Annotated in this window: 8 protein-coding genes; 4 read left to right on the plus strand and 4 right to left on the minus strand. The window is 41.3% G+C overall.

Features of this window, described 5'->3' with window-relative positions:
• Nucleotides 1–16: 16 nt before the first annotated feature.
• A complete protein-coding gene (locus KXD93_RS19770) occupies nucleotides 17–3,055 on the minus strand; it encodes a SusC/RagA family TonB-linked outer membrane protein (RefSeq protein WP_258139078.1) in 3,039 nt (1,012 codons plus the stop codon).
• A 416-nt stretch (nucleotides 3,056–3,471) separates the two neighbouring features.
• Here KXD93_RS19770 and KXD93_RS19775 point away from each other — a divergent pair, with 416 nt between their 5' ends.
• From KXD93_RS19775 to KXD93_RS19790, 4 genes are all read left to right on the plus strand, one after another.
• On the plus strand, nucleotides 3,472–4,830 hold the full coding sequence (locus tag KXD93_RS19775; RefSeq protein WP_258139079.1) for a pyridoxal-phosphate dependent enzyme: 1,359 nt from the start codon (nucleotides 3,472–3,474) through the stop codon (nucleotides 4,828–4,830).
• A 71-nt stretch (nucleotides 4,831–4,901) separates the two neighbouring features.
• Complete coding sequence (locus KXD93_RS19780; RefSeq protein ID WP_258139080.1) at nucleotides 4,902–5,726, plus strand: tetratricopeptide repeat protein; 825 nt, start codon at nucleotides 4,902–4,904, stop codon at nucleotides 5,724–5,726.
• Nucleotides 5,727–5,821: 95 nt separating this feature from the next.
• Nucleotides 5,822–6,694 carry a hypothetical protein gene (locus tag KXD93_RS19785; protein WP_258139081.1) on the plus strand — a complete coding sequence of 291 codons (873 nt, stop codon included), beginning with the start codon at nucleotides 5,822–5,824 and terminating at the stop codon, nucleotides 6,692–6,694.
• Between the two features lie 208 nt (nucleotides 6,695–6,902).
• A complete protein-coding gene (locus KXD93_RS19790; RefSeq protein WP_258139082.1) occupies nucleotides 6,903–8,831 on the plus strand; it encodes an LTA synthase family protein in 1,929 nt (642 codons plus the stop codon).
• 21 nt (nucleotides 8,832–8,852) lie between these two features.
• Here KXD93_RS19790 and KXD93_RS19795 read toward each other — a convergent pair whose 3' ends face one another.
• The 3 genes from KXD93_RS19795 to KXD93_RS19805 all read right to left on the minus strand — a co-directional run bounded on the left by KXD93_RS19795 (nucleotide 8,853) and on the right by KXD93_RS19805 (nucleotide 12,754).
• Nucleotides 8,853–10,412: an ArnT family glycosyltransferase gene (locus KXD93_RS19795; RefSeq protein ID WP_258139083.1), complete on the minus strand. Its 1,560-nt coding sequence runs from the start codon at nucleotides 10,410–10,412 to the stop codon at nucleotides 8,853–8,855.
• A 136-nt stretch (nucleotides 10,413–10,548) separates the two neighbouring features.
• Nucleotides 10,549–11,856, minus strand: coding sequence for a UDP-N-acetylglucosamine 1-carboxyvinyltransferase (gene murA, locus KXD93_RS19800; RefSeq protein ID WP_258139084.1), 1,308 nt, complete (start codon nucleotides 11,854–11,856; stop codon nucleotides 10,549–10,551).
• A gap of 172 nt (nucleotides 11,857–12,028) precedes the next feature.
• Nucleotides 12,029–12,754, minus strand: a complete 726-nt coding sequence (locus KXD93_RS19805) for a DUF4290 domain-containing protein (RefSeq protein WP_258139085.1) — start codon at nucleotides 12,752–12,754, stop codon at nucleotides 12,029–12,031.
• Between the last annotated feature and the right edge of the window lie 67 nt (nucleotides 12,755–12,821).

A 12,821-nucleotide genomic window follows, 5' to 3' on the forward strand; every position in this document is an offset into this window, starting at 1 on the left:
TTGCGTTAAAGTTTAATTAAAATGATGTGTTTAAACCAAAAATGAACGTACGGATACGCGGGTAATAATTTTGGTTATCAATACCGGGGGTTAATCCGCCTATATTAACTTCCGGATCAATGCCCCTGTATTTGGTAATTACAAAAATATTATTGGCTGATAAATACAGGCGGATGCTTTTGATAGCCTGGATCTTTGGTTTAATAGTATAGCCAAGCGTTGCGTTATCAAGGCGTAAGTATGATCCGCTTTCTAAAAAGCGATCAGATATTAAATAGCCGTTAATGTCATTAAATGATTCACCGAGGGTGAACCTTGGGATGTTTTGTATTTTTGAATCGGCAGGGTTATTAAGTGAAGCCAGCGTAGCATTCAGGATCTTGTTTCCCCAAACACCCCTGATTAAAAAGTTAAGATCAAAGTTTTTGTAGAAAAAGCTATTGGTCCAGCCATATATAAAGTCTGGCTGGGCATTCCCAGCTACCCTTTGATCGGTAGTTAAAGGCTGGGTGGCAATTACCTGCCCGGAAGCATTTTGATAAGTACTTACTCCGGCAGCATTTTTACCCACGTAATGCCATAAATAAAAAGTTCCCAAAGCATCTCCGGGTTGAACAATCTGGCTATAGTTTCCTGACTGCCCTTTACCACCTAATTGTGCTGTTTGGATATAAGGCGTTGCATATAATGTGTTGGATAAGGTTTCAACAACGTTTTTGTTGTGCGAGATATTAAATGAAGTTTTCCATGTAAACGCCGAAGTTTTTACCGGTACAGCATTTAACACTACTTCAATACCGCTGTTTTTTATTTTGCCAACATTTGCCGTGATTGTGGGCACAAAAAATTGGGTGGTCGATACCAGGTATTGATCATAGATCAGATCGGAAGTTTTTTTAATGTAATAATCAACCGAGCCCGTAATACGGTTTTTTAGTATACCAAAGTCTAAACCAATATTGGTTGTTGCAGTACTTTCCCACTTTAAATCCCGGTTGTCATTTCGTACCGGCCCTAAAGCGTTGGTTATATTGCCGTTGTATAAGAACTTACTGTTCCCTGGAGGAGTTCCATAAATTAATAATGCCGAGAACGCATTAAACCCTAAACTATTACCTGATACCCCGTAACCAGCCCGTAGTTTTAAGTCGCTAACCACAGGCACGCTTTCCATAAATTTTTCGTTGATGATCCGCCATCCGGCAGATACAGCGGGGAACAAACCATAACGTTTATTTATACCAAATGCCGACGAACCATCGTCCCTTAAGGATGCCTGGAACAAATACTTGTCGGTGAACTGGTATTGAACACGGCCATAGTAAGATATTAGCCTCAATGTTGATATCACATTAGGATTAAAAATTATTTGCGCAAGTGAGGAAGGATTTGACAAGGACAAATTATTATAGGTTAAATTGTCATTTGAAAAATTTTGAGTCTGCAAACCAAAACCATCATTGGTTCTATCCTGCTGATAAGAATATCCGGCTAATAGCTTAATGCTGTGCTGGCCAAAATCCTTGTCGTAATTAAAATACGACTCAAATACCTGGCTGGTATTTAAATATGCACTTCTGTTAGCTACTCCATTCGCACCAACTGCCAGGCCAGATGCACTGTTTTCGTACGCGTTAATGTTATTTTGATCTTTTTGGGTTGACCCGGTAAGTGTAAACCTTAAGCCTGGTAAAATATCAACCTGTGCAATTCCATTAATTAAAGTTTTAGCATCGTTGGTTTTAATAAAGTTATTATTTGCCAGCGATAGCGGGTTTAATGGCCCGCTTCCGGTCCTTGTATAGTTTTCCTTGTAGCTGCCATCAGGGTTAAAAGGGCTTACCGTAGGTAAATAGAATAACATGCCGGATATTACATTTCCCTGCGGCATGCCGTATGGCATATTACTTCCTTGCGGAATGTCATTGCTATTGGTAGTACTATTTGTTAAAGTAATGCCCAGTTTCAGTTTATCATTAAAAAAACGCTGGTTAATATATCCCCTGAAAATGGTGCGCTCAAGGCCAGTGTTTATTAAAACCCCGTTATTTTTTAAATAGTTAACGCTTGCACCATACTCCGCGCTTTTTGATGCCCCACCATATGATAAATTATGGTTTTGTGAGTAGCCTGTCCGTTCTACCAGGTTTTGCCAGTTAGTATTTGACCCATCATCGTCAGTTGGCTTGGTAAGAGGCTTTACGCCGTTGTCGCTTAAATATTTGCGCAGTTCATCGCCAGTCAGCATATCGATTTTTTTCGATACCTTTTCCATTGCCACATAAGCGCTGTAGTTGAGCCTTGTTTGCCCGGGTTTTGCTCTTTTGGTGGTAACTATAATTACGCCGTTTGCAGCCCTTGAACCATAGATAGCTGTTGAGGAAGCATCTTTTAACACGTCAATACTTTCAATGTCATCCGGTGCAAGCAGATCAATTGAAGCACCCGGTACTCCATCAATAACATAAAAAGGTTCTTGTGCACCGCCTTCGCGCAGGGTTGAAGGCCCTCTTAAAATAGTAGCAGGTTGTTTATTAGGGTCGCCGCTTTTTGTGACGTTTAAACCCGCTACCTTCCCCTGCAACAGTTCTGCCGGAGTTGTTATTACACCAAGGTTAAAATCTTCGGATTTTAACGAGGTGATGGCACCTGTAACATCCTTACGGCTTGAAGTGCCGTAACCAATTACTACAACGTCTTTCAACTGTTTGGTGTCTGGTATTAAAGTAACATTCAGCGGATTGGTAGTGCCTGCAGGTATTTCCTGCGTTACAAATCCTAAAAAAGTAAAACGGATCACATCGTCATTTCCGTTAACCTGGATTGAGAATTTCCCGTTTACATCACTTGATGCGCTTTTACCGGAACCTTTTGCAGCTATTGTAACACCAGGTAATGGTAAATTTTTGTCATCCGTAATCGTTCCATTAATTACTCTTTGAGATTGCTGCGCTGATGCATTTATTGCAAAAAGCATAATTAACAGCATAAACCGGGCGGCTTTATGTTTTAATTTAATAAATGCCCGCAAATTCAGGTTGTACATTTTTTCCATAGTTATACGTTAAGTTGACCAATAATTAATGTCAAAGCAACGGTATAAATGTTAGAGAAAAATAAACCAGATGTTATGAATAACCACGTGGTTGAAACAATATACAGGGTATATTATAAAAATAAGTTACTTATAGTCAGTATATTATAAAAATATTAGCAATGATATATGAAATATATGTTAACTATAAGTAAATGAATAATTGCTTAATTGTAAAATGATATAAAAGAGATTAAGAGAACCACCAGCTATCCAAAATACAAAGTAATTATCTCCTTGAGGGAATCCGCATTTGCGACTAGCTGAATCTTTAAATAAGGGACTGTTTTTTAATATGTTTCTGAAGAATATATCACAACATAAAGCTAATTTTGAGTCCTAATCGGTTTCTATACTAAATTAGTAGAATTTAAATTATGTGGTACAATAATATACTGGAAACCGTTGGCAATACGCCAATGGTGAGATTAAATAAGGTAACAAAGGATATTCCTGCTACTGTTTTGGCTAAGATAGAAACCACTAACCCCGGTAACTCTATCAAGGACCGAATGGCGCTTAAAATGATTGAGGATGCCGAAAAAAGCGGCAAGCTTAAGCCGGGCGGAACCATTATTGAAGGCACATCCGGAAATACCGGTATGGGGTTGGCTATTGCAGCAGTTATAAAAGGATACAAATGTATTTTTACCAGTACCGATAAGCAGTCGAAAGAGAAATTTGATGCCTTGCGGGCTTTTGGCGCCGAGGTAATTGTTTGCCCGACCAATGTTGATCCGGAGGATTCACGTTCATATTACTCAGTTTCGTCGCGGTTGGAGCGTGAGGTGCCTAATTCGTGGAAACCTAACCAGTACGATAACCTATCAAATTCACAAGCGCATTATGAATCTACAGGCCCGGAGATCTGGGAGCAGACTGAGGGCAAAATTACACACCTTGTAGCAGGGGTGGGCACTGGCGGTACTATTTCGGGAATCGCCAGGTATTTGAAGGAAAAGAACCCTGCAATACAGGTATTGGGGATTGATACCTATGGTTCAGTGTTCAAAAAATACAAGGAAACCGGGGTTATGGACAAGAACGAGATCTACCCATACATTACCGAAGGTATTGGTGAAGATTTTTTACCGCAAAACGTGGATTTCAACCTGATAGATCACTTTGAAAAGGTAACCGATAAGGATGCTGCATTAATGACCCGCGAAATTGCGCGTAAGGAGGGCATCTTTGCGGGGAACTCAACAGGCTCGGCAATTGCAGGCGTACTACAGATGAAGGATAAGTTTAAGGAAGGCGATGTAGTGGTTGTGATCTTCCCGGACCACGGCACCCGCTACCTCGGCAAAATGTATAACGACGACTGGCTGCGCGATCGCGGATTTTTGAAGGACGGCAAGCTGACCGCACGCGACATCATCCAGAAAAAGGAAAATCAACAGATTGTTACCATCGATTGCGAAAAATCGGTGCTGGAGGCCATCAATACTATTAAATCGCTCAATATCTCGCAGATCCCGGTTACACAAAAAGGTATGGTGATAGGTAAGATAACCGAGAGTGATATTTTAAATTCTTTGATAGAAAATCCGTCCATTAAATCTCAACCCGTAAAAAACATTACCACAGCACCGTTTCCGTTTGTCGATCTTACTACTTCAATAGACAAAATTTCAGCTATGATCAACAAGGATAACATTGCCGTGCTGGTTGAAGACAACGGAGAGATCGAGATCATCACACAATACGATATCATTAACGCGATATCTGGTTAAAAAATGTTAAAGTTGGGTAGTTAAGGAGTGTGGGTGTTTTAGATTATTTTCCGCCGTCTTATATTTACCCCATGTTTAAACTTTTGATTGCCGCCGTTATTTTTTTGTCGGCTTGTTCTGCTGCGTTTTGCCAGGGAGATACTAGTGTTGCGTTTCATTTATTTCAAAAAGGATATAACAAAGAGGTTTCCGGAAATTACAAGACTGCACTTAGTGAATATGATTCATGTGCAATGGCCAATCCCGGCTATAGTAGAGTCTATTTATACAGGGGGTTAGTAAAATATCACTTGAAAGACCTTAACGGATCAATCGAAGACTATTCAAAATTTATAACTGCCAATCCCAATTCTTCGGCGGCATTTGATAACAGGGGATATTCAAAATTTTTGCTGGGCGATGACAAGGGAGCGCTGGAAGATTATAACAAATCAATTGCCATAGACCAGCATGCTGCAAAAACTTTCCTTAACCGTGGCGGCGTGAAAAACAGGATGGGTGATTTCCAGGAAGCTCTTCTCGATTTTAACAAAGCACTTGAACTAGACCCTGGTAACGCCGATATTTATTTCAATATCGGCATATCAAAAGGCGCCATGAATGATAACCCCGGCGCTATCGATGCTTTTAATAGCGCTATAAAGTTAAGGCCTTTGTTTGAGCTTGCTTTGTTATACCGCGCAACTAATGAAAGCTTATTAAGACAATATAAAGAAGCCGGAGAAGATTTCAATATGTGTATCACGCTGAATCCCAAAAACAGCGATGCTTATTTAAGTCGCGGTGCCATGAAACTGGATGAAAATGATAAACCAGGAGCTTGTGCTGATTTTCAAAAGGCGCTGGCGCTTGGAAATAAGCGCGCTGCTGATATTATAAAGGAAAACTGCAATTGATCTGTCGCTTAGACAGACTGTTACCTTTATTTTATAAGCACATTACAACATTTAATTGGATGAGAATTGTCTATATTTAACCAAATCCTAAATGAATGTCAGTATTTAAATACCTCCTTCTAATTTGTTTAATCTTTGTGATTTGCCCTGCGTTTTCTCAAAGTAATGATCCGGTTATGTTGAAATGGAAGCTAAAGCCCGGTGAGGTGATTTCTTATAAGACAACCATGGATGAGATCGACACAGCACATAGTAAAGATTTTTCCATAGACGGGTTTGATAAATTGTTAGGAAGTGATGTAAATAGCGCAGAAATAAAAAAAATGATTAAGCAGCTTCGCCAGGCAACCAACCTGTCTAATTTTGTGACTCACCTGAAGAAGAACTCAAAAAATGTGATTGATATAGAAATGAAGGCAGGGGATCAGCCGGCGGCTCAAACAACAGCCGATACAGGTGAAATGGGCAAAGCATTAAAACTTATGATGGCTACAATGGGAGGTGTTGTATTACGTGGTGCAATACGTGAAGATGGTACAATAGAAAGCTTTTATACAAAGAACGATCAGAAAAATTTGATAGCAACATTTTTTGAGTTGCCTGGCAGGCCGGTAAGAGTTGGTGATACGTGGTCAGCTGATGTTCACTTCCTTTCAACGGATCAGAGCTTTATCTGTGATAGCTCACATAGAAGGAATATTATTACAATTGTAAAAATAGACGATGTTGAGAACGAACACGTAGTAACAGTTAAGTACGATATTGAGGAATATGTATCGGGATACTTTAGCACTCCGTTTGATAAAAATCCGGTAAAAACAACTATGAGAATGACGCATAAGGCATTGGCAGATTTTTCAATAGAAAGAGGCAGATGGATAAATTATGATGGAATTATGTCGATATCTTCTACCGGTTTCATGAGCTCTCAGTCGGCCAAAAGATGTAACCTAACTTTAATTAATTAACTCCCCGACACCAACAAGTTGTCCTGATGTCATATTTGTCGAAGTTGGGCAGAGTAGAGGAACAATCAGTATAATAAAAACTGTTTTTTAGTATTTTCGTGTTTTAAATTAACACTGTTTTTACACAGAGTTAATTGTGGTTCTTGCGGTAGGGACCTCACCATCAATTATCCCGGTCAAATCGGGATAGATAAACACGTTGCGTTTAATGAATAACACTTTTCGACTGGCTGAATACAAGGCGCTTTTATATAGATTATTGCTTGGGTACTTATTCTACTTCATCAGCAGGGTATTATTCTTTGCATTTAACACCAATCTTTTCGCTGTTGATGACCTTTCGACTTTATTAAAGTTATGCTATTATGGGCTTGCATTCGATACAACTGCATTGTTGTATGTCAATAGCCTTTTTATAATCCTGAGTATTCTCCCGCTGTGGATTAATACGCAGGCCAGGTATCAAAAGGGGCTTGGTATTCTATACCTTGTTACCAACCTGTTCTTCTACGCCACCAATTTTATCGACATAATTTATTACCGATTCAGCCAGGTACGTTCTACTAAGGCTACGCTCGACCTGCTTTCTGATGAGAGTAATAAAAAGGCGTTATTCGAGCACTTTACCTGGGCCTATTGGTATGTAATTATCATTTATATACTTTGTTGCATAGCATGGGCGTGGTTGTACTACCGCGTAAAAGTTAAGCCCACGCCCATGGTAAAACCGAAGACGTATTTTATATCATCAGTAGTTGCAGTCTTACTGATCATGACGCTGGTTGTAGGTGGTATAAGGGGCGACTTTAAGCACAGCACCAGGCCAATCAATATGGTTGATGCTTATAAGCATGTTACCATCCCCAACCAGGGCGATATTATCCTCAACACGCCATTTGCAATATTCAGAACACTAAGCAGCAATAGCTTTAAAATTGAACACTGGACGAATGAGGCTTACATCAATGCGAACCTCAAACCCATAAAGCAGTACAATAGCAATCCCGCTGTTAAACCAAACATTGTGATTATTATTTGTGAGAGTATGGCTCGTGAGTTTTGGGGTAGTATGAACCGGAACACTAATATTCCCAACTTTAAATCTTATACGCCATTTTTGGATTCATTGTCAGACAGCAGCTTAATTTTTACCAATGCCTATGCAAATGGGCGGCAGTCCATTCATGCTGTGTCGTCTGTATTGGCTGGGATCCCGTCGTTTCAAACAGCGTTTACGTCGTCGCCATATGCAAAGCAGAAAATTCAGTCGCTGGTATCCATCTGTAATAGCATGGGCTATGAGACATCGTTTTTTCATGGTGCAGCTAATGGCTCGATGGGCTTTGAGGGCTTTGGCAGTATTTTGGGGATGAAGAATTACTACGGAAGGACGGAATACAATAACGAAAAAGATTTTGACGGAATCTGGGGGATTTGGGATGAGCCTTTCTTTCAATTCGTAGGTAAAACGCTTGGCACACAAAAGCAGCCTTTTATGGCTACACTATTTACCTTGTCATCACACGATCCATTCCAGATCCCCGAAAAATATAAACCGCGTTTTAAAGGCGGACCTTTGGCCATTGACAAATGTGTTCAATATTCAGATAATGCCCTGCGTCAATTTTTTAACTACGCCAAAACGCAGCCATGGTATAACAACACCATATTTGTGATCACGGCGGATCATACCAATCAAACGTATTATCCTGAATACAGCAAGCAGGTTAACCGCTTTGCTGTGCCGATATTGTTTTATAGCGCAAACAAGGCATACGCATTAAAGGGAGTAAGAACTGATTTTGCCCAACAGATGGACATTTACCCATCGCTGGTTAGCCTAATCGGGTACAATAAGCCATTCAGATCGTGGGGGAGGAGCCTGGTGGCCAATTTGCCAACAGAGCCACCAAGAGTTATCAATTCAACCGGTAATATTTATCAATACATGGAGGGAAATTATATTTACCTGTTTGATGGGAAAAAGATTACCGGGATATTCGCCGCCAACGATAAGGGACTTGAAAAAAACTTAGCCGATGCACCGCATACTGCTGAAATGGATAAGGGCTTATTGAATTGTAAAGCGTTTATCCAGGACTATTCGGATAGGATAGTGAATAAGAAGTTGAATTAATAGGCATCACTAATCAGGCCGTTATTCCAATCTCTTTACCGCAAGTTCCTTGCTGTACCTGTCGTTTAATTCCGGCCCGGGGTGGACCAAAATAAAGATCCCTGTTCCCTTTTCAACTGCAAGCGGATTTTTTACTTCCCCAACTTTACGATAACTTTCCAGGTGTGACGCGAATGTTTTGATGTTACCGCCGCCCTGGTCGTCAACGTAAATTATGTATTGTGCATTCAGGCTATCAGGAGCCCAAAGGGTAAAGCTGCTATTCAGGGAAATTACGTCGGGCAGGTTATACAGTTTGCCGAAATGATGCAGCGCACCGGCCTCGCCGTAATTATCGGCGTAGATCTGGGTGTGTTTTTGTTGCTCCGGCGTAAGGCTTTTCCACGCCTGCGCTACGCTAGCGGTCATTTCATCCCAGCCAAACATGTCGGCATAATCCTGTGTGGTGGCATGTTGCTTATGATCCTCCCAGGTGGTTGCAAAATCTAAAAACGGAATATGGTTACGATCATAAGTAAACACCGCCAGGGTTTTATTTAAGGGTAATATGGGTAGCACCAGCGGGAAGAAGATCAAATTTGGAATAGTGAACAAAATCAGCACAAAACCGCGCAACGCGTAACCGGTTGTTTTTAGCCATCGCTCAAACCCAAATCCACCAGCGGCAAATAACATTGGGTATGCGCCAAACAGGTAGTAGGCCTTGCCATTCATTACCAGCAAAAAGGTAAATATCAACACAAATGCAATTGCCAGGAATTGAAATTTATGCAGCCTGAATGAGAACAGTAGAAAAACAAAACCGGTTAACCAAACAAATAACGCTATGCCATTCACCAATAATTGTTGTTTAATAAAATCTGATGGCTTGATAAAATCCAACTGCTGCTCCCTTAGATTTTTCATATGGGTAATCACCGGCAAATGATGTTGAAGCTGCCATATAAGGTTTGGCAGGAAAATAAGCAGGGCCAGCAATGCAGCGCCGATGATGTGCTTATTCAAAAGTAACTTACGGTTTTTACTAAACACCAGGCCTATGATGAGCGCAAAGGTGAAAAATGCCATAGTATACTTGGTCAACAGGCCGAAACCAACAACTAAACCGAGGAAGTACAGGTATTTAACGGATGAGGTATTACAATATTTGGTGAGCATCCAAACCGCCATCACCCACCAAAGCTGGTCGAAAACTACCGGCTGAAAAAGGTAACCACTGGCAGCAAAGGCCGGCGAAAATATCATTGCCAGGCAAGCCAGCGCAACAGCAAACTTTTTGCCCCCCAACTCAACGGTAATTAAGCCGGTAAACCAAATGATCAATCCACTGCAGAGGGTAGGGAAGACCCGTGCCGCAAAAACAGAGTCGCCAAAAAGAACTGAACTGGCTTTTGCTACAACTGCAATAAATGGCGGCACCTCCTTGTAACCCCAATCCAGGTGATCGGCTAGCACAAGGTGCAGCAACTCATCACGATGAAAGCCGAAGTGCGAGATGGCCAGTAAATTTAAACCGATTTTAACGATAACAAAGATCAGAATGAAGGGGGCATACGTTGATCTCTTGTTTTGATACGGCATGTTTTATAATTGGGTTTGCGATAAAGATAATTATTAAGTCCGAAAGTCTGTAAAGCCGGAAAGTCCGAAAGATTATTTTTGCTTGATTTTGCTCTTCTTTCGGACTTTACTGGCTTCCGGTCTTTCGGACTTCGAATCAAATTCTCTTGATATTCGCACCCAACGCTATTAGTCGCTTGTCGATATGTTGGTAGCCGCGTTCAATTTGCTCAATGTTGTAGATTGTGGATTTACCCTTGGCTGAAAGCGCAGCAATCAATAATGACACCCCTGCCCGGATATCCGGCGAGGTCATGGAGATACCGCGCAGTTGTACCTGTTTGTCCAGGCCGATAACGGTAGCACGGTGCGGATCGCATAAAATGATCTGTGCACCCATATCCAGCAACTTATCTACAAAGAACAGGCGGCTCTCAAACATTTTCTGGTGGATGAGCACTGAACCCTTTGCCTGGATGGCAACAACAAGGCAAATGCTCAACAGATCGGGAGTAAAGCCTGGCCACGGTGCATCAGCAATGGTCATGATCGATCCGTCGATAAACGTTTCTATTTCGTAGTGCTTCTGTGCAGGAATATAAATGTCGTCGCCCCTAAGCTCCATTTGGATGCCCAACCGTTTAAATACGTCCGGGATCATGCCTAATTCATTATAACAAACGTTTTTAATGGTTATCTCTGATTCTGTCATGGCAGCAAGGCCGATGAACGAGCCGATCTCGATCATGTCAGGTAACATGCGGTGTTCAGTTCCGCCAAGTTCGGTAACACCTTCTATAGTCAGCAGGTTGGAGCCGATACCGCTGATCTTAGCGCCCATGCGGTTAAGCATTTTACAAAGCTGCTGTAAATAGGGTTCGCAGGCTGCATTGTAGATGGTAGTGATTCCCTTTGCGAGCACAGCAGCCATTACAATATTGGCAGTTCCGGTTACGGATGCTTCGTCAAGGAGTATATACGTGCCTTTTAAATTAGATGCATCTACGTTAAAAAAACCGTTCGATGGATCGTAATCAAACCTGGCGCCAAGTTTTTCAAAACCCAGGAAGTGGGTATCCAGGCGTCTGCGGCCTATTTTATCGCCACCCGGTTTCGGGATGGAGGCCTTGCCAAAGCGCGCCAGCAACGGACCTACTATCATAATAGAGCCACGAAGACCGCCGCCCTTTTCCTTAAAGGCGTCAGACAAAAAGAAATCAAGGTCGATATTTTTTGCTTCGAAGCTATAAGTGTCATCTGCCAGTTTTTCAACCGTAACCCCCATATCGCCAAGCAGCTCAATCAGCTTGTTAACATCCTTTATATCCGGAATATTACTTATCGTTATTTTTTCGCTTGTTAAAAGCACTGCCGAAAGAATTTGCAGTGCCTCGTTTTTTGCACCTTGTGGTATTATCTCGCCCTTTAGCGGAGTTCCGCCAATAATTTCAAACGCGTTAGTCATAATTAGTTCATAGTTGATGGTTCATGACTAGTTCATAGTTGATGGTTCATAGTTCATGGTGCTGCAAATATATGATCCTGCTATATGCCAATCAATCCTTTGCCACCGTGAGTTATCAACTAATTTCATGCGTTTTTGCTATGAACAATCAACTATGAACCATGAACCAGAATTAATACTTTTTAGGTCCGTTGGTACGGTTACGATTTTGGTTATTGTTGTTATTACGCGGGTTATTATTATTTTGGTTGTTGTTTGTGCGACCGCGATTGTTATTATTTTGGTTGTTGTTTGTGCGACCGCGATTGTTATTGTTGCTATTGGTGTTATGCGTATTTGCACGATACTCAACCTTATTAAGATTGATGTTTTCCTCTAGTTTTAATTGCCCGCCAGACAGGTTATAAAGGTCGTTTAGAATACTTTCATCTGTAACCGAATCCTTGTTCCATTGTACGTAGGCCATTTTCATGAAGTTGGCAACTGCCTGGGTCATGTGGCGCTTACGATCAGGGTCCTCAATGCTTTTAGCCTTTTCAATCATCAGCTCAATGGTTTTGCCATAGTGCTTGTATTTTATACGCTGGTGCGGATATCTTAAAGGCTCCGGCTTCATGTGGATCGCTTCCACTGATGGCTTTGGATACGGGGAATCCACATCTATCTGGAAATCAGAGATGATGTGCAGGTGATCCCAAAGTTTGTGCTTAAAGTCGGCAACGTCACGCAGGTGCGGGTTTAAGAAACCCATCAGGTCAATTACTACCTGTGCATAGCGGTTACGTTCTTCCTTGGTTGGCAGCGCAACAATATATTTTACCATATTTTGTACGTTGCGGCCATACTCAGACAGGATAAGTTTATTCCTGGTTGAGTTATAATCAAATTCTTGAGGCATAGTTTTTAAGCCGTTTAAATAAATTTTTTATGAAGATCTTTAAAATTAGCGCAGAGATTTTTCCCGG

Origin of the sequence: Mucilaginibacter phenanthrenivorans (genome assembly GCF_024721155.1) — a bacterium.
Classification (GTDB): Bacteria; Bacteroidota; Bacteroidia; order Sphingobacteriales; family Sphingobacteriaceae; genus Mucilaginibacter; species Mucilaginibacter phenanthrenivorans.

Coding starts and splice junctions, on each gene's coding strand:
- KXD93_RS19775 (WP_258139079.1), top strand. CDS start 3,472: ATGTGGTACAATAATATACTGGAAACCGTTGGCAATACGCCAATGGTG.
- KXD93_RS19770 (WP_258139078.1), bottom strand. CDS start 3,055: ATGGAAAAAATGTACAACCTGAATTTGCGGGCATTTATTAAATTAAAA.
- KXD93_RS19790 (WP_258139082.1), top strand. CDS start 6,903: ATGAATAACACTTTTCGACTGGCTGAATACAAGGCGCTTTTATATAGA.
- KXD93_RS19780 (WP_258139080.1), top strand. CDS start 4,902: ATGTTTAAACTTTTGATTGCCGCCGTTATTTTTTTGTCGGCTTGTTCT.
- murA (WP_258139084.1), bottom strand. CDS start 11,856: ATGACTAACGCGTTTGAAATTATTGGCGGAACTCCGCTAAAGGGCGAG.
- KXD93_RS19795 (WP_258139083.1), bottom strand. CDS start 10,412: ATGCCGTATCAAAACAAGAGATCAACGTATGCCCCCTTCATTCTGATC.
- KXD93_RS19805 (WP_258139085.1), bottom strand. CDS start 12,754: ATGCCTCAAGAATTTGATTATAACTCAACCAGGAATAAACTTATCCTG.
- KXD93_RS19785 (WP_258139081.1), top strand. CDS start 5,822: ATGTCAGTATTTAAATACCTCCTTCTAATTTGTTTAATCTTTGTGATT.